The sequence below is a fragment of the Streptomyces sp. NPDC038213 genome (assembly GCF_055600495.1).
The window spans coordinates 1-20,901 of the sequence record NZ_JBVJYM010000051.1 but is presented as its reverse complement, the minus strand read 5'-3'; the positions used below and the strand labels follow the sequence as shown (position 1 = coordinate 20,901).

At 72.1% G+C, this 20,901-nt stretch carries 22 protein-coding genes; 15 read left to right on the top strand and 7 right to left on the bottom strand.

The window, feature by feature from the left end; translation table 11 throughout:
• Together fabI and ACZ7JZ_RS35065 are read left to right on the top strand one after the other, a co-directional pair.
• On the top strand, positions 1 to 771 hold the full coding sequence (gene fabI, locus ACZ7JZ_RS35070; protein ID WP_470946952.1) for an enoyl-ACP reductase FabI: 771 nt from the start codon (positions 1 to 3) through the stop codon (positions 769 to 771).
• A gap of 349 nt (positions 772 to 1,120) precedes the next feature.
• Positions 1,121 to 1,414 (top strand): hypothetical protein, encoded by a 294-nt coding sequence (locus tag ACZ7JZ_RS35065; RefSeq protein WP_470946973.1) that lies wholly within the window; start codon positions 1,121 to 1,123, stop codon positions 1,412 to 1,414.
• Positions 1,415 to 1,431: 17 nt separating this feature from the next.
• On the opposite strand, the gene ACZ7JZ_RS35060 is transcribed toward ACZ7JZ_RS35065, so the two are convergent.
• A complete protein-coding gene (locus tag ACZ7JZ_RS35060; protein ID WP_470946949.1) occupies positions 1,432 to 2,124 on the bottom strand; it encodes a FadR/GntR family transcriptional regulator in 693 nt (230 codons plus the stop codon).
• A 152-nt stretch (positions 2,125 to 2,276) separates the two neighbouring features.
• Between ACZ7JZ_RS35060 and ACZ7JZ_RS35055 the strand changes: the two genes are divergently transcribed.
• From ACZ7JZ_RS35055 to ACZ7JZ_RS35040, 4 genes are all read left to right on the top strand, one after another.
• Positions 2,277 to 3,638, top strand: a complete 1,362-nt coding sequence (locus ACZ7JZ_RS35055; RefSeq protein WP_470946947.1) for a CynX/NimT family MFS transporter — start codon at positions 2,277 to 2,279, stop codon at positions 3,636 to 3,638.
• Positions 3,639 to 3,642: 4 nt separating this feature from the next.
• Positions 3,643 to 3,759 carry an SGM_5486 family transporter-associated protein gene (locus ACZ7JZ_RS35050; protein WP_470946946.1) on the top strand — a complete coding sequence of 39 codons (117 nt, stop codon included), beginning with the start codon at positions 3,643 to 3,645 and terminating at the stop codon, positions 3,757 to 3,759.
• 172 nt (positions 3,760 to 3,931) lie between these two features.
• Positions 3,932 to 4,171, top strand: a complete 240-nt coding sequence (locus tag ACZ7JZ_RS35045) for a hypothetical protein (protein WP_470946945.1) — start codon at positions 3,932 to 3,934, stop codon at positions 4,169 to 4,171.
• 179 nt (positions 4,172 to 4,350) lie between these two features.
• The gene (locus ACZ7JZ_RS35040; RefSeq protein ID WP_470946942.1) at positions 4,351 to 4,869 is read left to right on the top strand and encodes a SixA phosphatase family protein; all 519 of its coding nucleotides are present in this window, start codon (positions 4,351 to 4,353) and stop codon (positions 4,867 to 4,869) included.
• Positions 4,870 to 4,993: 124 nt separating this feature from the next.
• On the opposite strand, the gene serB is transcribed toward ACZ7JZ_RS35040, so the two are convergent.
• Positions 4,994 to 6,196 (bottom strand): phosphoserine phosphatase SerB, encoded by a 1,203-nt coding sequence (gene serB / locus ACZ7JZ_RS35035; protein ID WP_470946939.1) that lies wholly within the window; start codon positions 6,194 to 6,196, stop codon positions 4,994 to 4,996.
• A 717-nt stretch (positions 6,197 to 6,913) separates the two neighbouring features.
• Here serB and ACZ7JZ_RS35030 point away from each other — a divergent pair.
• The gene (locus tag ACZ7JZ_RS35030) at positions 6,914 to 9,505 is read left to right on the top strand and encodes an ABC transporter ATP-binding protein/permease (RefSeq protein WP_470946937.1); all 2,592 of its coding nucleotides are present in this window, start codon (positions 6,914 to 6,916) and stop codon (positions 9,503 to 9,505) included.
• Between the two features lie 161 nt (positions 9,506 to 9,666).
• On the opposite strand, the gene ACZ7JZ_RS35025 is transcribed toward ACZ7JZ_RS35030, so the two are convergent.
• Complete coding sequence (locus tag ACZ7JZ_RS35025) at positions 9,667 to 10,398, bottom strand: transglycosylase SLT domain-containing protein (protein ID WP_470946934.1); 732 nt, start codon at positions 10,396 to 10,398, stop codon at positions 9,667 to 9,669.
• Between the two features lie 526 nt (positions 10,399 to 10,924).
• Between ACZ7JZ_RS35025 and ACZ7JZ_RS35020 the strand changes: the two genes are divergently transcribed.
• From ACZ7JZ_RS35020 to ACZ7JZ_RS35010, 3 genes are all read left to right on the top strand, one after another.
• Positions 10,925 to 12,070, top strand: a complete 1,146-nt coding sequence (locus tag ACZ7JZ_RS35020; RefSeq protein WP_470946932.1) for a GAF domain-containing sensor histidine kinase — start codon at positions 10,925 to 10,927, stop codon at positions 12,068 to 12,070.
• Positions 12,063 to 12,716: a response regulator gene (locus ACZ7JZ_RS35015; protein WP_470946931.1), complete on the top strand. Its 654-nt coding sequence runs from the start codon at positions 12,063 to 12,065 to the stop codon at positions 12,714 to 12,716. Before ACZ7JZ_RS35020 ends, ACZ7JZ_RS35015 begins: the two co-directional genes overlap by 8 nt.
• Positions 12,717 to 13,056: 340 nt before the next feature.
• Positions 13,057 to 13,302, top strand: a complete 246-nt coding sequence (locus tag ACZ7JZ_RS35010) for a chaplin (protein WP_470946971.1) — start codon at positions 13,057 to 13,059, stop codon at positions 13,300 to 13,302.
• A 156-nt stretch (positions 13,303 to 13,458) separates the two neighbouring features.
• Here the strand turns inward: ACZ7JZ_RS35010 and ACZ7JZ_RS35005 are convergent, their stop codons facing one another.
• Positions 13,459 to 14,310 carry a hypothetical protein gene (locus tag ACZ7JZ_RS35005; RefSeq protein WP_470946929.1) on the bottom strand — a complete coding sequence of 284 codons (852 nt, stop codon included), beginning with the start codon at positions 14,308 to 14,310 and terminating at the stop codon, positions 13,459 to 13,461.
• Positions 14,311 to 14,456: 146 nt separating this feature from the next.
• Here ACZ7JZ_RS35005 and ACZ7JZ_RS35000 point away from each other — a divergent pair, with 146 nt between their 5' ends.
• From ACZ7JZ_RS35000 to ACZ7JZ_RS34985, 4 genes are all read left to right on the top strand, one after another.
• On the top strand, positions 14,457 to 15,251 hold the full coding sequence (locus ACZ7JZ_RS35000; protein WP_470946927.1) for an ABC transporter ATP-binding protein: 795 nt from the start codon (positions 14,457 to 14,459) through the stop codon (positions 15,249 to 15,251).
• Between the two features lie 121 nt (positions 15,252 to 15,372).
• Entirely contained in the window at positions 15,373 to 15,801 is a 429-nt protein-coding gene (locus ACZ7JZ_RS34995; RefSeq protein ID WP_470946925.1) for an NfeD family protein, read from the top strand.
• Positions 15,802 to 15,951: 150 nt separating this feature from the next.
• Positions 15,952 to 16,917, top strand: coding sequence for an SPFH domain-containing protein (locus ACZ7JZ_RS34990; RefSeq protein ID WP_470946923.1), 966 nt, complete (start codon positions 15,952 to 15,954; stop codon positions 16,915 to 16,917).
• 84 nt (positions 16,918 to 17,001) lie between these two features.
• Entirely contained in the window at positions 17,002 to 17,772 is a 771-nt protein-coding gene (locus tag ACZ7JZ_RS34985; RefSeq protein ID WP_470946921.1) for a sulfite exporter TauE/SafE family protein, read from the top strand.
• A 14-nt stretch (positions 17,773 to 17,786) separates the two neighbouring features.
• On the opposite strand, the gene ACZ7JZ_RS34980 is transcribed toward ACZ7JZ_RS34985, so the two are convergent.
• The 3 genes from ACZ7JZ_RS34980 to ACZ7JZ_RS34970 all read right to left on the bottom strand — a co-directional run bounded on the left by ACZ7JZ_RS34980 (position 17,787) and on the right by ACZ7JZ_RS34970 (position 19,798).
• Positions 17,787 to 18,293 carry an HNH endonuclease gene (locus ACZ7JZ_RS34980; protein ID WP_470946918.1) on the bottom strand — a complete coding sequence of 169 codons (507 nt, stop codon included), beginning with the start codon at positions 18,291 to 18,293 and terminating at the stop codon, positions 17,787 to 17,789.
• Positions 18,294 to 18,453: 160 nt separating this feature from the next.
• Positions 18,454 to 18,990, bottom strand: a complete 537-nt coding sequence (locus ACZ7JZ_RS34975) for a YbhB/YbcL family Raf kinase inhibitor-like protein (RefSeq protein WP_470946917.1) — start codon at positions 18,988 to 18,990, stop codon at positions 18,454 to 18,456.
• Between the two features lie 25 nt (positions 18,991 to 19,015).
• Positions 19,016 to 19,798 (bottom strand): sporulation protein, encoded by a 783-nt coding sequence (locus tag ACZ7JZ_RS34970; protein WP_470946914.1) that lies wholly within the window; start codon positions 19,796 to 19,798, stop codon positions 19,016 to 19,018.
• A gap of 95 nt (positions 19,799 to 19,893) precedes the next feature.
• Between ACZ7JZ_RS34970 and ACZ7JZ_RS34965 the strand changes: the two genes are divergently transcribed.
• Complete coding sequence (locus tag ACZ7JZ_RS34965) at positions 19,894 to 20,535, top strand: DNA-3-methyladenine glycosylase (protein WP_470946912.1); 642 nt, start codon at positions 19,894 to 19,896, stop codon at positions 20,533 to 20,535.
• The last annotated feature ends 366 nt before the right edge of the window (positions 20,536 to 20,901 follow it).

Sequence of the window (20,901 nt, the reverse complement as noted above, 5' to 3'; positions counted from 1 at the left end):
ATGAGCGGAATTCTCGAAGGCAAGCGGATCCTCATCACCGGTGTGCTGATGGAGTCCTCCATCGCCTTCCACACCGCGAGGCTCGCGCAGGAGCAGGGCGCCGAGGTCATCCTCACCGCCTTCCCCCGGCCGACCCTCACCGAGCGGATCGCCCGCAAGCTGCCCAAGCCCGCCAAGGTGATCGAGCTCGACGTCACCAACGAGGAGCACCTCGCCCGCCTGGAGGGCCTGGTCCGCGAGGAGCTCGGCGGCCTCGACGGGGTCGTGCACTCGATCGGCTTCGCCCCGCAGGACGCCCTGGGCGGCAACTTCCTCAACACCCCCTTCGAGTCGGTGGCCACCGCCATGCACGTCTCGGCCTTCTCCCTGAAGTCCCTGACCATGGCCTGCAAGCCGCTGTTCCCGGCGGAGGGCGCGGCCGTCGTCGGCCTGACCTTCGACGCCCAGTACGCCTGGCCGCAGTACGACTGGATGGGCCCGGCCAAGGCCGCCCTGGAGGCCACCAGCCGCTACCTCGCCCGCGACCTGGGCAAGGAGGGCGTCCGCTGCAACCTGGTCTCGGCCGGCCCGATCGGCTCCATGGCCGCCAAGTCCATCCCGGGCTTCGGCGAGCTCGCGGACGTGTGGAACCACCGTTCGCCGATGGAGTGGGACATGGCGGACCCGGAGCCCGCGGGCCGCGGCGTGGTCGCGCTGCTGTCGGACTGGTTCCCGAAGACCACCGGCGAGATCGTGCACGTGGACGGCGGCCTGCACGCGATGGGCGCCTGACCGCCCGGCAGGTACCGGCCCCGTACGGCCGCGGCTCCGCGAGGGGCCGCGGCCGTCGCCGTTTTCCGGGGGCCGGCCGGGTGGCCCGAGTCGAAGATCCGGACAAATGCCTGCAAACTGACCGGGTCGGGATCTTCCCGGTGCGCGGCGGGGAGGAGGTGCGGCGGTGCGTCCCAGGCCGAGCGGAGCGGTGGCGCTGCTGGTCACCTCGGTGGTGCTGACCGGACTCCTCGTCCCCGGGGCGGCGGCCCGGGCGGGCGGCGCGGCCCCCGGCTTCGGGTCCGGCCCCGGCTACGCACCCGGCTCCGGCTACGGCCCCGGGCTCGCCCCCGCCTCCGACACCGCCGTCGTGAACCCCGCGGACCTGCCCGCCGAGCCGCCCGCACAGCCGGCCCGGCCCCCGTCCGACCGGCTCTTCGGCTCCGACTGCGACACCCGCATCCGGGGCTCGCTCGTCACGGTGTACTGCCACAACCCGTACCCGCGCACCGACCTGGTCCGGCTCCACGTCGAGTGCGAGCGCTGGTGGGACGTGGACGGGGACGGCGCCGCGGTCCCCGTCGGCCCGGCGGAGCGCGTGGAGCTCACCGGCCGGTGCTGGAAGGAGGTCCGTACGGCCTGGGTCAGCCACCGGCCGGGCTGACCGCAGCCGCTCGCCGCTTACTCCCCGGGCGCCGGCGCGGGGGCCTCCCGCAGCCACTGGAGGGGGTAGCCCGCGGCCTCCGACGCCGCCGTGTCCCCGTCCCCGCGGCGGATCGCCTCGACCAGCCGGGCGTGGTCCATGTGGGTGTCCGGGGTGAGCTCGGTGCCGACGTCCTCGCGCAGCCAGTCCCGCAGCAGGTCGCCGAGGTCGGCGTACAGGGCGATGAGCACGTCGTTGTGCGAGGCCGCCACCACCGCCATGTGCAGGCTCACGTCCGCCGCCACGAACACCTCGGCGTCCCCGCCCGCCCACGCCTTCTCCCGCCGTGCCAGCAGGGCGTCGAGCTGGGCCAGGTCGCGGCCGGTGCGCCGCTCCGCCGCGAGCCGCGCCGCCGAGGACTCCAGGGTCGAGCGCAGCTCCGCGATGTGCCGGGGATCCGCCCCCGCGAACCGCCGGTGCATGACCCCGGCCAGCTCGCTCGTGGCCACGACGTACGTGCCCGAGCCCTGCCGGATGTCGAGCAGGCCGTTGTGCGCCAGCGCCCGCACCGCCTCCCGGACCGTGTTCCGGGCCACGCCCAGCAGCTCGACCAGCTCGGGCTCGGTCGGGATCCGGGAGCCCACCGGCCACTCTCCCGACACGATCTGGTTCCTGAGCTGGGCGATCACCTGGTCGACGAGTGCGGATCGCCGGGGCGAGGTCAGCGGCATGGGGCCCTCTCGGTGTGTGCGGTCTCTTGCCGGTCTAGGCGGGCTAGTCGGTCTAGTCGGTCTTGGCGGCCGGACTTGCCGGTCTTGTCGGTGCGTGCGGATTCTTGCGCATGATTGGACAACCAATCATCCCATGATTCTATGATGGGGGAATGGCCGACGATGAGATCCAGGTTCTGAACCGTACGGCGGCAGGGGGAGCCGCCGCCCCTGCGCCCCGCCGCGACACCGTGCCCCGTACCCGGGACGGCGCCGCCGCCCGCCCCGCGGACGGGGTCCGCGCCCTGCCCGGCTGGTTCGCCCCGGCCCTCCTCGCCGCGATCTTCCTGGCCGCCCTCAACCTCCGCCCGGCCATCACCAGCCTCGGCGCCCTCCTGGAGGAGACCCGCGAGGGCCTCGGCATGAGCGCCACCGTCGCGGGATTCCTCACCTCCGTACCCGCGCTCTGCTTCGCCCTCTTCGGCATCACCGCCCCGCGCCTCGCCCGCCGCTTCGGCCCCGCGGCCGTCGTGTGCGCCGCGATGGCCGCCGTCGCGGCCGGCCTGGTCATCCGCCCCTTCGCGGGGGGCACCGTCGGCTTCCTCGCGGCCAGCGCCCTCACCCTGGCGGGCATCGCCCTCACCAACGTGCTCCTGCCCGTGATCGTCAAGCGCTGGTTCCCCGACCGCGTCGGCACCGTCACCGGCCTGTACTCCATGGCCCTGGCCGCCGGCACCTCCGTCGCCGCCGCCGTGACCGTCCCCATGACCCAGGCGCTCGGCGGCAGTTGGCGCACCGGCCTGCTGGTCTGGGCCGTCCTGGCCGTCATCGCCGTACTGCCCTGGCTCCCGGTGGCCCGCGAGGCCCGCCGCGAACAGGCCGCGGCAGGGGCTGCGGGGGCGGCAGGGGCTGCGGGTCCGGGGCATCCGGCTGCGACCGCCGGGCCGCGGGTCGGCCGCAGCCGCACCGCCTGGGCCCTGGCCTGCTACTTCGGCCTCCAGGCCACCGGCGCGTACGTCACGATGGGCTGGCTCCCGCAGATCTTCCGCGACGCCGGGGTCTCCGCGGGCACCGCGGGCGTACTCCTCGCCGTCACCATGGTCATGGGCGTACCCCTGGCCTTCGTCATCCCGCGCGTCGCCGGAGCCCTGCGCAACCAGGGCGCCGTCGCCGTGGTGCTCGGCCTCTTCGGCCTCAGCGGGTACGCCGGCCTGTACTTCGCCCCGGCCGCCGGAGCCTGGGCCTGGGCCCTGCTGCTCGGCGTCTCCAACTGCGCCTTCCCCCTGGTCATCACCATGATCGGCCTGCGCGCCCGGACCACCGCGGGCGTAGCCAGGCTGTCGGCCTTCGCACAGAGCACCGGCTACCTCATCTCCATCCCCGGCCCCCTGCTCATCGGCATGCTCTACCAGCACAGCGGCGGCTGGGACCTCCCGCTGGCCCTGATGGGCGCACTGATGGTCCCGCAGATCCTGCTCGGCGTACTGGCCGGCCGGGACCGCACGATCGAGGACGAATGCGGCATGGGAGACTGAGCCCATGTCCGTACTCGAACCGAACCCCCAAGACGGCCGCAAGAAGCTGGCCATCGTGCTCGGCGCCATGCTCGGCGTGACGGTCGTCATCGCGATCATCGCCTCGATCGCCTCCCCCTGAGGCCCCCGCCGCTCCGGCGGCACGGTGGGGTTAACCCCACCGTCCCCTAGGGGGTGCGGCTCAGGGTGGAGTGGGTGGAAAACCTGATGGGAACGGCCGCCGCAGGCTCGTAGATTCGTCAGTGGAACGGCAGCCAGCCGGGACACGGAACACAGCACCTGCGGAGGCGGACATGTCGGCACCGGTCCAGACCCGGCCGTCGCGGCCCACGGCCCCGGCCCCCCGCCGCAGGCGCCCCGCGGGCGGTGCGGCCGACACCCGGCTGCGCTGGTGGGCCCTGGCCCTCCCCGTCCTCGCCTTCGCCGCCCTCATGACCCTCCTCGCCGGCTCCGGCGGAGCAGCGGCCTCCGGGCCCGGCTCCCTACCCGGCCTCGCGGTGTTCGTCGAGGACATCCTGCGGGCCCTGGGCTAGTGCTGGTGACTGAGCCCCGGGCCAGGACCCCGGGCTGGTGCTCTGGGCTGGGGCTCTGGGCTCGGGCTCCCGCCCGGCGGACGCCCTGCCCCGCCGCGCGCCGGGGTGCGCGTCCCACGGGCGGGTGAGAGCGTCAACACCCTGCGCCCGGTGGCTCATTTCATGCGAAGCTGGTGACCATGAGCGCCGACACACCCCGCAGGATCGTCCTCCTCCGGCACGCGAAGGCAGACTGGCCCCAGGTCTCCGACCACGACAGGCCCCTGGCCGACCGCGGGCGCACGGAGGCGTCGGCCGTCGGACTGAAGCTGGCCGAGACCGGCATCACCTTCGACCTGGCCCTGTGCTCCACGGCCGTCCGCACCCGCGAGACCTGGAAGATCGCCGTACAGGAGCAACCGCACCGGCCGAGGACCGTCTACGAGGAGCGGCTGTACGAGGCCTCGCCCGGCGAGCTCATCGCCGTACTCAACGAGACCCCGGACACCGTCGGCGACCTGCTCGTCATCGGGCACAACCCCGGAATGCAGGCACTGGCCGAAATCCTGTCCGGCGGCGCCAAGGACGACACGCTCGTCCGCATGGCCCGCAGCGGCTTCCCCACCGCAGCCCTCGCCGTGATCGGCTTCAGCGGACCGTGGAAGGCCGTCGAGCCCGGGATCGGGACGCTGCTGGACTTCTGGATGCCGAAGCACTGACGGGCTGCCGCCGCCCCGGCGCGCCGGAGCACGACCCAGCGCCACGCAGTACGCAGAAGGGCCCCCGCCGGTACGTTCCGGCGGGGGCCCTCCTGCGCGGGCGGGGCTGACCAATCGGGTCCCGTCAGGCCAGGTCCGCCGCCTCCACCTCTTCGCGCGTGATGCCCAGCAGGTACAACACCGTGTCGAGGAAGGGCACGTTGACCGCCGTGTGCGCGGCCTCCCGCACCACCGGCTTCGCGTTGAAGGCCACGCCGAGCCCGGCCGCGTTCAGCATGTCGAGGTCGTTGGCGCCGTCGCCGATCGCCACGGTCTGAGAGAGCGGTACGCCCGCCTCCGCCGCGAACCGGCGCAGCAGCCGGGCCTTGCCCGCCCGGTCCACGATCTCGCCCGTGACCCGGCCGGTCAGCTTGCCGTCCACGATCTCCAGGGTGTTGGCCGAGGCGAAGTCCAGCCCGAGCCGCTCCTTCAGGTCGTCGGTCACCTGCGTGAAGCCGCCGGACACCACGCCCACCTGGAAGCCGAGGCTCTTCAGGGTCCGGATCAGGGTCCGCGCACCCGGGGTCAGCTGCACCTCGGCCCGCACCTTGTCCACCACCGAGGCGTCCAGGCCCGCGAGCAGCGCCACCCGGGCGTGCAGGGACTGCTCGAAGTCCAGCTCGCCGCGCATCGCCTGCTCGGTGACCGCGGCCACCTTGTCCTCGCAGCCCGCGTGGGCCGCGAACAGCTCGATGACCTCGTCCTGGATGAGCGTCGAGTCGACGTCCATCACGATGAGGCGCTGCGCCCGCCGGTGCAGACCCGCGGAGACCACCGCGACGTCCACACCGATCTGCGCGGCCTCCGTGGCCAGGGCCGTGCGCAGCGGCTCGGTGTCCGCACCCGACACGGCGAACTCCACTGCCGTCACCGGGTACTTGGCCAGCCGGAAGATACGGTCGATATTGCCGCCGGTCGAGGTGATACGGGCCGCGATCGCGGCGGTGGACTCTGCGGTCAGCGGGTGGCCGAGCACGGTCACGTGCGAGCGGCCGCTGCCGCGGGGACGGTTGTCGCCCGTACCGGAGATGATCTCCGCCTGCAGCTTGAGCGACTCGGCCCAGCTGTGCACGGTCGCTCTCAGCTCGCCTTCGCCGCCCGGCACGGCCGGACGGGTCACCAGCGCGCACAGGACGATGCGGCCGCGGGTGACCACCTGCTCGATGTCGACCACGTCGACGGAGTAGGCGGCGAGGGTGTCGAACAGCCCGGCGGTGATCCCGGGACGGTCCTTGCCGAAGATCTTGACGAGGAGGGTGGGGACGTCGGAGGTCTGCGAAGCGCTCATGGTGACCTCACCGTATCCCCTGTCCCGCACCCGGGCACGAGCCGTCCCGCCTGCCGGACGCCGCCACGCCGCGCCCGCCGCGGGCGGGGGTGCGGCGCGGACGCCGCCACGGCCCGCTTCCCCGCCACCCTCCCTTCGCCCACCCGCCCCCAGCGCGGCACGGCACGGGGCGGAGCCCCGAAACCACCCGCCACCCACCCACCTGCACCTGCACCTGCCCACCCACCCCGGCAAAAGCCAGCCTCGCCGGCGCTCCGGAGTCCGCACCCAGGAGGTGCAGCCCGGCCGCCGCCAACCGCGGCCATCGCGGCCAGGGCCCAGCCCACCGCAGCCACCGCGTCCGCCAGGACGGAGGACGCGCGGGCCGCAGACGCGCGGGCCGCAGACCCGGGAGCTGCAGACCCGGGAGCGGGGGTGAACGGGGCTTCTGCGCGGTGGCGTTCGTACCCGTCCATGGAAAGGACCCCGATTCCTTCAGATGATGCTGATCATCCCGATCATCACGAGTTGCGGCATTCACGCATGATCCGTGCGCACTCATGGGCATTTACCACTCTCCGGGCGTATTTCGGAGTCGTCAATCGCCTTGCCGCAGAGTGCCCCCCGGGGCCCGGATTCCACTTCCGGCCGCGGGCCTGAAATAGTTCCCCCCGAAGTTCGCCATCCCTAGACTCCCTGCTGTCAGGGGGCATCGGGGGACAACAAGTGGGGCATGGAGTGCCGGAACTCGTACTGGAATTGAACGGAAGGACCTGGGCCCTCGATCCGTCCAGGTCGTACACCCTGGGGCGCGACCCCCAGGGCGACGTGGTGATCGACGACGCGCGGGTCTCGTGGCGGCACGCCACCATCAGCTGGACCGGCGGGGGCTGGGCCGTCGAGGACCACGGCAGCACCAACGGCACTTATGCCCAGGGCCGGCGCGTGCAGCGCCTGGACCTCGGCGCGGGGTCCGTGGTCCACCTCGGCAACGCGACGGACGGTCCGCGGCTGAGCCTCACCGCCGCCGCCCCCGCAGTCGCTCCGTCAGGGGCGGGTGCCCAGGCGGGCCCTCACGGCCAGGGCGGGCACGGCCAGGCGCCCTACCCGGGCCAGGGCGCGTACCCGGGCCAGGGGGCGTACCCGCAGCAGGTGCCCGGACAGCAGGTCCCGGGCCACCAGCAGGCACCAGGGCACCAGCAGGTCCCGGGGCAGCACGTACCGCAGGAGCAGCTGGCCCAGAAGGTCCCGTACCAGCAGCACCAGGGGCAGGTCCCCCCGCAGCAGGGCGCCCCGCGCCCCGCCGCGGGCGGCGCCGCCTACGGCGACCGGAGCCCGACCACCTTCCACCAGCTCTCGCTCGGCCGCGTCATGCGCATCGGCCGTGCGCTGGACAACGAGCTGGTCGTGTCCGACCTCCAGGTCTCGCGCCACCACGCGGAGTTCCGCTCCACCGGCGGCCGCTTCGAGATCCACGACCTCGGCAGCCACAACGGCACCTACGTCAACGGCCAGCCGCTGGCCAAGTCCGGCACCGCGCTCCTCGGCCCGAACGACATCGTCGGCGTCGGCCACTCCACCTTCCGCATCGTCGGGGACCGGCTGGAGGAGTTCGTCGACACCGGCGAGGTCTCCTTCTCCGCCCGCCACCTGACCGTCACGGTCGACGGCGGCAAGCAGATCCTCAAGGACGTCTCCTTCGGGGTCCCCGAGAAGTCGCTCGTCGCGGTCATCGGCCCCTCGGGCTCCGGCAAGTCCACGCTGCTCAAGGCGCTGACCGGCTACCGCCCCGCCAACCAGGGCGACGTCCTCTACGACAACCGCAACCTGTACAAGCAGTTCGCAGAGCTCCGCCAGCGCATCGGCCTGGTCCCGCAGGACGACATCCTGCACAAGGAGCTGACCGTCCGGACGGCCCTCAAGTACGCGGCCAAGCTCCGCTTCCCCGGCGACACCGCCGAGTCCGAGCGCGCCGCCCGCATCGACGAGGTCCTGCGCGAGCTGAAGCTCGACATCCACAAGGACAAGAAGATCACCTCGCTCTCGGGCGGACAGCGCAAGCGCGTGTCCGTGGCCCTGGAGCTGCTCACCAAGCCCTCGCTGATCTTCCTGGACGAGCCCACCTCGGGCCTCGACCCGGGCATGGACCGCGATGTCATGCAGCTGCTGCGCGGGCTCGCCGACGACGGCCGCACGGTCCTCGTGGTCACGCACTCCGTGGCCGAGCTGGCCCTCTGCGACAAGCTGCTGGTGATGGCCCCGGGCGGCGCGGTCGCCTACTTCGGCCCGCCGGACGAGGCGCTGAACTTCTTCGGCTACACCACCTGGGCCGACGTCTTCTCCGCCTTCGAGAACTACCGCGACTACGACTGGGCCGGCCGCTGGAAGGGCTCGCAGCACTACCAGCTGTACGCCGCCGACCTCGACGCGGTCGCCCCCCAGTCGGTGACCATGCCGACCGCCCAGATGCAGCCGCCGAAGCCGCAGGCCTGGGGAGCGCAGCTCCTCACGCTGATCCGCCGCTACCTCGCGGTGATCGCCTCGGACAAGGGCTTCATGGCCCTGATGCTGATCCTGCCCGCCGTACTCGGCGTGGTCTCCACGGTCATCCCGGCCACCTTCGGCCTCGCGCCGCCGAAGCCCCCGTCCCGCTTCAACGGCGACGCGGGCACGATCATGCTGATCCTCGCGGTCGGCATGTGCTTCTCGGGCGCCGCCAACTCCGTCCGCGAGCTGATCAAGGAACGGGTCATCTACGAGCGGGAGCGCGCCACCGGCCTGTCCCGCTCCGCCTACCTGATGTCCAAGATCATCGTCCTGGGCCTCATCACGGCCCTCCAGGGCGCCATCATCTGCCTCATCGGCTTCGCCCCGCGCGACCTGCCCGCCGAGGGCCTGGTCATGCCGCCCGCCGTGGAGCTCTGCGTCGCGGTGACCGCCCTCGGCTTCACCTCGATGATGTTCGGCCTGGTCATCTCCTCGCTGGTCAAGACCGCCGAGAAGACGATGCCGCTGCTCGTGATGTTCGCGATCGTCCAGGTCGTGTTCACCGGCATCCTCTTCCAGGTGTACGACTCGCCCGGCCTGGAGCAGTTCGCCTGGCTGATGCCCTCCCGCTGGGCCATCGCCGCCTCCGGCAGCACCCTGAACCTCGCCGTGCTCATGCCGCCGTGGGACCACGACAACCCCACCAACACCGACCCGCTGTGGGAGGCCACCACCGGCCAGTGGGGCCTCAACATCGGCATCCTGCTGCTCATCGGCATCGCCTGCGGGTTCGCGGTCGCGCGCCTGCTGCGCCGCCACGAGCCGGAGGTCATGCGCAAGTAGCCCCCGCAGGGGCACGCGCGCACGCGCCAGAACGCCGCAGGGCGGCACCCGGATCTCTCCGGGTGCCGCCCTGCGGCGCATGGGGGGTACGGGGGGTGCCGCGGGGGCCCGGGGCCGTCAGCGGCCCGCCGGCAGCCCTCCTGCGGCCCTTCCGGGGCCCGTCAGTAGGCGCTGTTCACGTTGTCCATGGAGCCGTAGCGGTCGGCGGCGTAGTTGCAGGCCGCGACGATGTTGGCGACCGGGTCGTACTGGTCGAACTTCGTGCCCTTGACGTGGTACGCGGCGAAGGTCGGGTAGATCACCTGCAGCAGGCCCTTCGAGGGGATGCCGTTCTGGGCGTTGATGTCCCAGTTGTTGATCGCCATCGGGTTGCCGCCGGACTCGCGGATGATGTTGCGGTGGATGCCCGAGTACGAGCCCGGGATGCCCTCGCGCTTCATGATGTGCAGCGCCTCGCGGATCCAGCCGTCCAGGTTGTTCGCGAAGACCGGCTTGCGGGCGGCGGCGCGGCTCGCGGCCTGCTTCTTCGCCCGCTCGGCCTTCGCCTTGGCCTCGGCCTTCGCCTTCGCGGCCGCCTTCGCCCGGGCCTCGGCGTCCGCCTTGGCCTTGGCCTTCGCCTTCGCCTTGGCGTCGGCCTGGGCCTTCGCGGCGGCCTTGGCGGCCTTCTCGACGGTCAGGTGCTGCTGCTCGAGGCTCGTCTGGAGGACCTCGTGCCCGCCGTTCAGGCTCTGCGACCAGTTCACGGGCGCGGCGCCGACGACCTCGGTCTTGCCGTTCTCGGCCGGGACCAGGGAGAAGACCAGGGCGGCGGCACCGAGGGAGGCGACACCGGCGATCGAAATCTTGTGGGCCTTGGTGAGACGGCTATGACCGGGAGTGCTGGACGCAGACATGGGCAAGCAACCTTTTCGAAGAGCGGGGCCGCAGGTGAGCACTGCGGGGATCCGTGGATCCGGGGATCCGCGGTGCCTTGCGGCGGTGGCCATTCTTAGCGGCGGCAAAATCCTGTGGCAAAGGAGTGACGTACGAAGCCGCTTAGTGGATCACGGGGCCCCGAGAAGCCCGGATTTCGGCGCCCGACACTGACCAGACCGGCCTTAATCGCGCCTTTATCCGTCCACTAGGCTCCTTCGTAAGTGATGTGCGTCCTATGCGCGGGCTCACATCGGAGGCGTAACAGTCTCACCGTCGGTTGCGGCAGCAATGCATACCGTCATCGAACTCATCCTTGAGTAGCAGACGAGCGCCCCCGAACTCCTTCCGAAGGCAGAGACACGCGGCAGCACCCCGTTATTCGGAGTCGCAGAACCGCCCCCCCGCCGAACTCCGGAAGGGACTCCCTCGTACCCGGGACTAGTCCCCGGGACCTGGTCCCCGCGCCCGATCCCCCCGCCCGGGCCCGCCGGTACGGTGATCCACATGAGCCACAGCCCCCGCAGCGGACTGGCCGCCGTCTCCACCGCCCTGCTGGCCATGAGCCGCCAGCTCGAGGTCCGCGACGTGCTCAAGACGATCGTCGCCTCGGCCCGGGAGCTCCTGGACGCCGAGTACGCGGCCCTCGGCGTACCCGACGACCACGGGGGCTTCGCGCAGTTCGTCGTGGACGGGGTCAGCGAAGAGCAGTGGCGCAGGATCGGCCCCCTGCCCCGCCAGCACGGCATCCTCGCCGCGATGCTCCACCACCCCGGCCCCGAGCGCCTCGCCGACGTCCGCAAGGACCCCCGCTTCGAGGGCTGGCCCGCCGCCCACCCCGACATGTCCGACTTCCTCGGGCTGCCCATCCGCGACGGTGAGGAGACCCTCGGCGCCCTCTTCCTCGCCAACAAGCGCTGCCCGCGCCCCGGCGGCGGCTGCGGGTTCACGGAAGAGGACGAGGACGTCCTCGGCATCCTCGCCCAGCACGCCGCCATAGCCCTCACCAACGCCCGCCTCTACGAGCGCAGCCGCGAGCTCACCATCGCCGAGGAACGCTCCCGCCTCGCCCACGAGCTGCACGACGCCGTCAGCCAGAAGCTCTTCTCCCTGCGCCTCACCGCCCAGGCCGCCGCGGCCCTCGTCGACCGCGACCCCGCCCGCGCCAAGGGGGAGCTGCACCAGGTCGCCGTACTCGCCGCAGAGGCCGCCGAGGAGCTGCGCGCCGCCGTGGTCGAGCTCCGCCCCGCCGCCCTCGACGAGGACGGGCTCGTCGCCACCCTCCGCACCCAGATCCGGGTACTCGACCGCGCCCACAGCGCCCGCGTCACCTTCACCTGCGAAGGGGTGCGGGCCCTGCCCGCCGCCCAGGAGGAGGCGCTGCTGCGGGTCTCCCAAGAGGCCCTCCACAACGCCCTGCGCCACTCCGGGGCCGCGACCGTGGCCGTCACGCTCTCCCGCAGCGGCCCCGGCGCCCTCCTGCGCATCACCGACGACGGCCGCGGCTTCGACCCGAAGACCGTCCGCCGGGCCGGCCGGCACCTCGGCCTCGTCTCCATGCGCGACCGTGCCGCCGGAGCCGGCGGCACCCTCACCGTCACCTCCGCGCCCGGCGCGGGCACCACGATCGACATGGAGGTCCCCGGTGGCTGACACCCGCAGCGCCAAGATCGCCGTCCTGCTCGTCGACGACCACCAGGTCGTACGGCGGGGCCTGCGCACCTTCCTGGAGGTGCAGGAGGACATCGAGGTCGTCGGGGAGGCCGCCGACGGCGAGTCCGGCATCGCCGCCGCCGAGGAGCTGCGCCCCGACGTGGTCCTGATGGACATCAAGATGCCCGGCACCGACGGCATCGAGGCCCTGCGCAGGCTGCGCGCCCTGGAGAACCCGGCCCGCGTCCTGATCGTCACCAGCTTCACCGAGCAGCGCACGGTCGTCCCCGCCCTGCGCGCGGGCGCCGCGGGCTACGTCTACAAGGACATCGACCCCGACGCCCTCGCCGACGCCATCCGCTCCGTCCACGCCGGGCACGTCCTGCTCCAGCCGGAGGTGGCGGAGGCACTCCTCTCCCATGAGGACCGCCCGCCGTCCGGCAGCCGCGGCGCCACCCTCACCGAACGCGAACGCGAGGTCCTCGGCCTGATCGCCGACGGCCGCTCCAACCGCGAGATCGCCCGCGCGCTGGTCCTCTCGGAGAAGACGGTCAAAACCCACGTCTCGAACATCCTCATGAAACTGGACCTGGCAGACCGCACCCAAGCCGCCCTCTACGCCGTCCGCCACAACCTCACCCGCTAACCCCCAACCACCCACCCACCCGCACCGCCCCACCCACCCCCGGCAAATTCCAGCCCCGCCGGCGCTTGAGGCGCGGGGGTGCGGGGGCGGAGCCCCCGCTTTCGGGAAGGGGCGGGTAGGGGAAAGCCCCGCGCAGCGGCCAACCCGCACCACCCCACCCCACCCACCCCACCCGGCCCCCCCCGTGCCCCCTGCCCCCCCGCCCCGGGTAAACGTACGGAATGAGATTCATACCGTCGGGTGCATGTCGCCCACATGGCGCATCCTGCCCGCCCCCCACCCGTTCTCCATGACGTGCCGCGGCGAAGCCGTCCGCGGCGAACGACTGGAAGGCGTGAAAGTGAAGAACTTCAAGAAGGCCGCTGCCGTCACCATGATCGCGGGCGGCCTGCTCGCCGCCGGCGCCGGCGTCTCCGCCGCCCACGGCGGCGCGCACGCGGACGGCGAGGCCCTGAACTCGCCCGGCGTCGGCTCCGGGAACCTCGTACAGGTCCCCGTCCACATCCCGGTCAACGCCGTGGGCAACAGCGCCACCGTCATCGGCCTGCTGAACCCCGCCTTCGGCAACTCGGGTCTCAACCACTGACCCACCCGCCCCACCCCGCCCACCGGCCCGCCACCCCCGGCGCCGACGGCGACCAGCGGCCCCGCCCCCTCCCCTCCGGGACGCGGGGCCGCAGCGCATCCCGCACCTCTGCCGCAGCCCCGCTCACCCCCACCCCCGCTCACGCACCCCCTACCCCTACCCCCGCCCCCTTCCCTGCTCCTCCACATACGCCCCGTACGCCGCCACCATCGCCCGCCGGGCCACCCGCTCCACCGGCCGCAGCGCCTCCGCCCGAGCCGCCATCTCCGAAGCCGCCACCGCACCCCCGTGCGCCCCCGCGCCCCCGCGCCCCCCGGCGCCACCCCCGCGCCCCTCCGCCATCTCCACCAGCAGCGCAATCCGCTGCGCCAGCTCCAGCACCCGCACCGCCCGCGGCGGATACCCCGGCGCCAGCAGTTCCCGGCCCCGGTCCGCCCGCGCCCGGTACGCGTCCCGCGCCGCCTCCGCCGCCGGCCCCGACGCGGCCACGTCGAGCCGGGTCAGCACCTCCGTCGCCTCCCGCAGCCCCTCCGCGAGCTCCCGCTCCGCCTCGGCCAGCGACGGCACGTCCGCCGGCGGGGCCTCCCGTACCGGCAGGCAGTGCCAGACCACCTCCACATGAACGTCGTCGACGTGCACCTCCCCACCGCGCACCCCGGGTCCCGGCCCCGCCTCCACGACCTCCGGTACGAGCCCCAGCGCCGCCCCCGCGCACACCACGGCCTCCTCCGCCTCCAGCGCCCGCGCATTGAACTCGGGGGGCCCGCTCAGCCCCAGCGGATGCCCCGGCGCGGGCAGCGCCACCCGCAGCCCCGTGACCCCGAGCGCCCGCAGCCGGCCCAGCGCCAGCGTCAGGCCCACCCGCCCCGGTTCTCCCGGCAGCCCCTCGACCCGGTGTACGGAATCCGTACCCACGGCCGCGAGCACGGCCTCGTCCGGCGACGCAAAGCCGCCCAGCAACGCATTACCCCAGGCGGCCAGCCGCCCTGAACGTGGTTCCCACAGCATCCCCCCACCCTAGGGACCCGCTGCGGATCCCGTCGTCCACGGGCCCTCGTCCGCGGCCCCCGCCCCGAGTGGCGTAGGTTTTCCCCTGGGGCTGCGCCCACAGGCGCACTGTGACAACCAAGACTGCAATGGGAGACAACGCGCTCATGAGCGATGTGCTGGAGCTGGTGGACGTATCCGTGGTCCGCGAGGGCCGGGCTCTGGTGGACCAGGTCTCCTGGTCGGTCAAGGAGGGCGAGCGCTGGGTGATCCTCGGCCCGAACGGCGCCGGCAAGACCACCCTCCTCAACATCGCGTCGAGCTACCTCTTCCCCACCAAGGGCACCGCCTCCGTCCTCGGCAGCACCCTCGGCAAGGTGGACGTCTTCGAGCTGCGCCCCCGCATCGGCGTGGCCGGCATCGCGATGGCCGACAAGCTGCCCAGGCGCCAGACCGTCCTCCAGACCGTCCTGACCGCCGCGTACGGCATGACGGCCGGCTGGCAGGAGGAGTACGAGGAGGTGGACGAGCAGCGCGCCCGCGCCTTCCTCGACCGCCTGGGCATGACCGCCTACCTCGAGCGGAAGTTCGGCACGCTCTCCGAGGGCGAGCGCAAGCGCACCCTGATCGCCCGCGCCCTGATGACCGACCCCGAGCTCCTGCTCCTCGACGAGCCCGCCGCCGGCCTCGACCTCGGCGGCCGCGAGGACCTGGTACGCCGCCTCGGCCGCCTCGCCCGCGACCCGCTGGCGCCCGCCATGGCGATGGTCACCCACCACGTGGAGGAGATCGCCCCCGGCTTCACCCACGTCCTGATGATCCGTCAGGGCAAGGTGGTCGCCGCGGGCCCCATCGACCTCGAACTGACCTCCCGGAACCTCTCCCTCTGCTTCGGCCTGCCGCTCGTCGTCGAGCGCACCGGCGGCGACCGCTGGACCGCCCAGGGCCTCCCCCTGCGCTGATGCGCCGGCCCGGCGCCAACTCCGGCTGACAGCAAGCCGCAAGCACCCCCGGCGCCAGCAGCCGACGGCACCCGCCGCCGCACCCTGTCCGGACCGCGCCCGGCCGACCTACCATGACCATGTGGACATCGACGCGTGGGTGTGGTGGCTCATCGGCGCGGTCGGACTGGGCATACCGCTCGTCCTGACCGCCATGCCGGAATTCGGCATGTTCTCCGCGGGTGCGGTCGCCGCGGCGATCACCGCGGCGCTGGGCGGGGGAGTGGTCGTACAAGTCCTGGTGTTCGTCGCCGTCTCGGTGGCCCTGATCGCCGTGGTCCGGCCGATCGCCCGGCGGCACCGCTCGCAGAACCCCCAGTTCGCCAGCGGCGTCGACGCCTTGAGGGGCCGCACGGCCGTGGTCCTCGAGCGCGTCGACGGCTCGGGCGGCCGCATCAAGCTCGCCGGCGAGATCTGGAGCGCCCGCACCCTCGACGGGGACACCAGCTTCGAACCGGGTCAGCAGGTGGACGTGGTCGAGATCGACGGGGCGACCGCCGTCGTCATGTGACACCTGGTCAGACGGGTCGTGTGATCAGTCTTATGACTGGCCGTGTGGCCGAATCCGGTGCCTCACCCACCGCCGTCTGAAAGACTCCGCACAAGGGTCGCTGAGCCCAACGGGCCAGGACACGCAGCGAGAAGGGGTACGGGGAACCGCATGCAACCGATCATCATCGTCCTGATCATTCTGGTGGTGCTGGTCTTCATCGCCCTGGTCAAGACCATCCAGGTCATCCCGCAGGCCAGCGCAGCCATCGTCGAGCGGTTCGGCCGCTACACCCGCACCCTCAACGCGGGCCTCAACATCGTCGTCCCGTTCATCGACTCGATCCGCAACCGGATCGACCTCCGCGAACAGGTCGTCCCCTTCCCGCCGCAGCCGGTCATCACCCAGGACAACCTGGTCGTCAACATCGACACCGTCATCTACTACCAGGTGACCGACGCCCGCGCCGCGACCTACGAGGTGGCCAGCTACATCCAGGCCATCGAGCAGCTCACCGTCACCACCCTCCGCAACATCATCGGCGGCATGGACCTGGAGCGGACCCTGACCTCCCGCGAGGAGATCAACGCGGCCCTCCGCGGAGTCCTCGACGAGGCCACCGGCAAGTGGGGCATCCGCGTCAACCGCGTCGAGCTCAAGGCCATCGAGCCCCCCACCTCCATCCAGGACTCGATGGAGAAGCAGATGCGCGCCGACCGCGACAAGCGCGCCGCGATCCTCCAGGCCGAGGGCGTCCGCCAGTCCGAGATCCTCCGCGCCGAGGGCGAGAAGCAGTCCTCCATCCTCCGCGCCGAAGGTGACGCCAAGGCCGCCGCCCTGCGCGCCGAGGGCGAGGCCCAGGCCGTCCGTACGGTCTTCGAGGCCATCCACGCCGGCGACCCGGACCAGAAGCTCCTCTCGTACCAGTACCTCCAGATGCTCCCGAAGATCGCCGAGGGCGACGCCAACAAGCTCTGGATCGTCCCCAGCGAGATCGGCGACGCCCTCAAGGGCCTCAGCGGGGCCATCGGCAACTTCGGGCCCGGCGGCAGCGGCCCCAGCGGCTTCAACACCGTCCCCCAGCAGCAGAGCGGCGGCCCCGCCGCGGAGCGCCGCGAACAGCCCCCGATCGACTGATCCACCGGCACCCTCCTGCATGATCGGTGAGGCCCCCCGACCTTCACGGCGGGGAGGCGACTCACTCGCTCGAAGGAGATGGCCTTGTCCATCTGGGAATCACTCGCGGTCCTCGCCGCCGGTGTCGGAGCCGGCACGATCAACACGATCGTCGGCTCCGGCACCCTCATCACCTTCCCCGTCCTGCTCGCCACCGGACTCCCGCCGGTCACCGCGAACGTCTCCAACACCCTCGGCCTCGTACCCGGTTCGATCAGCGGGGCCATCGGCTACCGCAAGGAACTCGCCGGCCAGGGCCGCCGCGTCCTGCGCCTCGGACTCGTCTCCCTCATCGGCGGACTCGGCGGCGCCGTCCTCCTGGTGACCCTGCCCTCCGAGTCCTTCGACACCATCGTTCCGGTGCTCATCGGCATCGCCCTGGTGCTCGTCGTCGTCCAGCCCCGGCTCGCCCGCGCGCTGCGCGCCCGCCAGGAGCGCCGCGGCGGCCCCGGCCCGCACCCCGACGGCGGCCCCGCCCTCCTCGGCGGCATGCTCCTGTCCAGCGCGTACGGGGGCTACTTCGGCGCCGCCCAGGGAGTCCTCTACCTCGCGCTGATGGGCCTGCTCCTCCACGAGGACCTGCAGCGCATCAACGCCGTCAAGAACGTGGTCGCCGCGCTCGTCAACGGCATCGCGGCCGTCTTCTTCCTCTTCGTCGCCGAGTTCGACTGGACCGCGGTCCTCCTGATCGCCGCCGGCTCCACCCTCGGCGGCCAGATCGGCGCCAAACTCGGAAGACGCCTCCCGCCGACCGTGCTGCGCGCGGTCATCGTGACGGTAGGCGTCCTCGCGATCGTCCAACTGCTCGTCCGCTGACGGACGTACGGGAACTACGCCGCCGGCAGCCCCAGCCACTCCGGCAGCGCCCCGCGCCGGCCCGGCCCCAGCGAGTACAGCATCGCGTCGGCCGGGCTCGGCACGAACGGCTTGCGCAGCAGCGGCATCCCCGCCTCCTCCGGCGTCCGCGCCGCCTTGCGGTGGTTGTCCTCGGCGCAGGAGGCCACCGTGTTCAGCCAGGTGTCCCCGCCCCCCAGGGACTTGGGCAGTACGTGGTCCACGGTCGTCGCCCGCCGCCCGCAGTACGCGCACCTGTGCTGGTCCCGCGCCAGCACCCCCCTCCGCGACCACGGGGCGTGTCTTCGGAAGGGCACCCGGACGTACCTGCAGAGCCTGATCACCCGCGGCACCGGGAGATCGACCGCGGCGGCACGCACACGGAGCTCGGGGTGGGACTGCTCGACCACGGCCTTGTCCTGGAGCACCAGGACCACGGCCCGGCTCATGGAAACCGTCGACAGCGGCTCGAAGCTCGCGTTCAGCACCAGCGTGTCCCGCATCTCGCCCACCTCCCGTGCGCAGGCCCGCGACCACCCTGGCAGCAGGGCCCGCAACCACTCTGGCCGCGCGCGCCACGCGGGACAACGCAATAAAAATGCCCGGCCCCGGCCATCTTTAGACCAGGACCGGGCAAACTGCCGGCGAACGATCAGCCCGCGATCAGCTCCCCGCCGGAGCCTCGTACTCGCCGATCAGCTGGGCCCGCCCCAGCGCGTGGAACCGCAGGTGGAATCCGACGACCGCAGGAGACGCGTCCGCATCCGGACCCAGCTCCTCCCGGTCCACCGCGTAGACGGTGAACACGTACCGGTGCCGCTCCCCGGCCGGCGGAGCCGCACCGCCGAAGTCCTTGGTCCCGTAGTCGTTGCGCACCTGCACCGCACCCGGCGGCAGTCCTTCAAACTTCCCGCTGCCCGCGCCCGCCGCCAGCTCCGTGACGGAGGCGGGCAGGTTGAACAGCACCCAGTGCCAGAACCCGCTGCCCGTGGGGGCGTCGGGGTCGAAGCAGGTCACCGCGAAGCTCTTCGTCCCCTCGGGGAAGCCCTCCCACCGCAGCTGCGGGGAGAGGTTCGCCCCGGAGAGCACCTGCGCCGGCGCCAGGTCGGCACCCGGCGCGAGGTCCGCGCTGGTCACCGTGAAGGCCGGCACCTCGGGGTGGAAGTCGTGCGGAAGGGGAGGCCTGGTGGTCCCGGACACTGCGATCTCCTCCTGGAAGCCGGTACTAGAGCCAGTTGCGCTTGGAGCCGACGGACGCGATCCACTCGTTGAGGTAGGCGGCCCAGTTGGTGCTCTGGTAGCTGTGCTGCCCCACCTTGAAGGCGCGGAAGGTGTCGCTGCCCTCGCTGAACAGACCCGGCTTCTTGTCCATCTCCAGGACGACGTCCATCTCGTGGGCGTCGGCCACGAAGGTCAGCTCCACCTGGTTCAGACCGTGGTACTGCTGCGGCGGCAGGAACTCGATCTCCTGGTAGAAGGGGAGCGTCTGGCGGGTGCCGCGGATGTGCCCCCGCTCCATGTCCGCACTCCGGAAGCGGAAGCCCAACTGCCCGAAGGCGTCCAGGATCGCCTGCTGCGCCGGCAGCGGGTGCACGTTGATCGGGTCCAGGTCGCCGGCGTCGACCGCGCGCGCGATCTCCAGCTCCGTGCTGACACCGATGTTCATGCCCTGCAGGTGGTGCCCCCCGAAGTGGGTCACCGGGGTCTCCCAGGGGATCTCCAGGCTGAACGGCACCACGTGCACCGCGCCCGCCTCGACCTGGAAGGCGCCGCCGAGCTTCTGCTTGACGAAGACGATGTCCTGCTTGACCTCGTGGTCACCGCTCTCGACCTCGACCCGCGCCTGCAGGCCGACCGACAGCCCCTCGATCTGCTGGGCGACGGAACCGCCCTGGATCCGCACCTCGCCCTGGACGATTCCGCCCGGGACCACGTTCGGCTCGGTGATGATCGTGTCCACGGAGGCGCCGCCGGCACCCAGGCTCGCGAACAGCTTCTTGAACCCCATGCGTCTGTCTCTCCCTCTATCGGCTCTGCACCTGTACAAACGCTGGAACCTTAGGCCCAGGTTCCAGCCAGGGGGCTTCCACTACGCTCGGACGGATGAGCGCGCGCCCCGACCGTACGCCCCTGCCCCGCACCTTCTTCGACCGGCCGGTCCTCACGGTGGCCCCCGACCTCCTGGGCCGCACCCTGGTCCGCCGCACCCCCGAGGGCCCGATCGAGCTCCGCATCACGGAGGTGGAGGCGTACGGCGGACAGGCCGACCCGGGCTCCCACGCCTACCGCGGCCGCACGGCCCGCAACGCCTCGATGTTCGGCCCGCCCGGTCACGCGTACGTCTACTTCATCTACGGCATGTGGTTCAGCCTGAACCTGGTGTGCGGACCCGAGGGGACGGCGAGCGGGGTCCTCCTGCGCGCCGGTGAGATCACCAAGGGCGCCGACCTGGCTCTCAAACGTCGACTCTCAGCCAAGAACCACAGAGAACTGGCCAAGGGGCCCGCCCGGCTGGCCACCGCCCTCGACGTGGACCGCACCCTCGACGGCACGGACCTCTGCGCCGGCCCGGACTCCCCCCTCTCCCTCGCGGCCGGCACCCCTGCACCCGCCGACCTGGTCCGCAGCGGACCGCGCACGGGAGTCGGGGGAGTCGGCGCCCACCACCCCTGGCGCTTCTGGCTCGTCGACGACCCCACCGTCAGCCCCTACCGGGCCCACGTGCCGCGCCGCCGTCCGGCTTGACCCGGGGTTGGGGGAGGCGTAGTGTAGCCCGAGCCGCTTGAGACGGGTACCTGTTTCAACAGACCCGAAAGCGGCCAACCCACTACTGCGATCACCCCTGACGGGGTCGAATTCGGCGTGCCTGAATTCGCTCTTCGCGGCTCGATTATGAGGCGCCGAGGAAATCGGCTAACGTAGCGGACCTGCCGAAAGGCAAAGGCCCCCAACGGCCACCGAATTCAAATCCAAGCCGGAAACGGCACGGAAATGATCTGGTAGAGTTGGAAACGCCGGAAGGGAAAAGCGCGAAAGCGGCTTGGACCGGAAAGCGCCGAGGAAATCGGGTCCGGAAAGATCTGATAGAGTCGGAAACGCAGGAACGAAGGA

Bases quoted from the DNA above. Each gene is read 5' to 3' on its own strand.
- fabI (WP_470946952.1), top strand. From the start codon at position 1: ATGAGCGGAATTCTCGAAGGCAAGCGGATCCTCATCACCGGTGTGCTG.
- ACZ7JZ_RS35060 (WP_470946949.1), bottom strand. From the start codon at position 2,124: ATGCCGCTGACCTCGCCCCGGCGATCCGCACTCGTCGACCAGGTGATC.
- ACZ7JZ_RS35055 (WP_470946947.1), top strand. From the start codon at position 2,277: ATGGCCGACGATGAGATCCAGGTTCTGAACCGTACGGCGGCAGGGGGA.
- ACZ7JZ_RS35050 (WP_470946946.1), top strand. From the start codon at position 3,643: ATGTCCGTACTCGAACCGAACCCCCAAGACGGCCGCAAGAAGCTGGCC.
- ACZ7JZ_RS35045 (WP_470946945.1), top strand. From the start codon at position 3,932: ATGTCGGCACCGGTCCAGACCCGGCCGTCGCGGCCCACGGCCCCGGCC.
- ACZ7JZ_RS35040 (WP_470946942.1), top strand. From the start codon at position 4,351: ATGAGCGCCGACACACCCCGCAGGATCGTCCTCCTCCGGCACGCGAAG.
- serB (WP_470946939.1), bottom strand. From the start codon at position 6,196: ATGAGCGCTTCGCAGACCTCCGACGTCCCCACCCTCCTCGTCAAGATC.
- ACZ7JZ_RS35025 (WP_470946934.1), bottom strand. From the start codon at position 10,398: ATGTCTGCGTCCAGCACTCCCGGTCATAGCCGTCTCACCAAGGCCCAC.
- ACZ7JZ_RS35020 (WP_470946932.1), top strand. From the start codon at position 10,925: ATGAGCCACAGCCCCCGCAGCGGACTGGCCGCCGTCTCCACCGCCCTG.
- ACZ7JZ_RS35005 (WP_470946929.1), bottom strand. From the start codon at position 14,310: ATGCTGTGGGAACCACGTTCAGGGCGGCTGGCCGCCTGGGGTAATGCG.
- ACZ7JZ_RS35000 (WP_470946927.1), top strand. From the start codon at position 14,457: ATGAGCGATGTGCTGGAGCTGGTGGACGTATCCGTGGTCCGCGAGGGC.
- ACZ7JZ_RS34990 (WP_470946923.1), top strand. From the start codon at position 15,952: ATGCAACCGATCATCATCGTCCTGATCATTCTGGTGGTGCTGGTCTTC.
- ACZ7JZ_RS34980 (WP_470946918.1), bottom strand. From the start codon at position 18,293: ATGCGGGACACGCTGGTGCTGAACGCGAGCTTCGAGCCGCTGTCGACG.
- ACZ7JZ_RS34970 (WP_470946914.1), bottom strand. From the start codon at position 19,798: ATGGGGTTCAAGAAGCTGTTCGCGAGCCTGGGTGCCGGCGGCGCCTCC.
- ACZ7JZ_RS34965 (WP_470946912.1), top strand. From the start codon at position 19,894: ATGAGCGCGCGCCCCGACCGTACGCCCCTGCCCCGCACCTTCTTCGAC.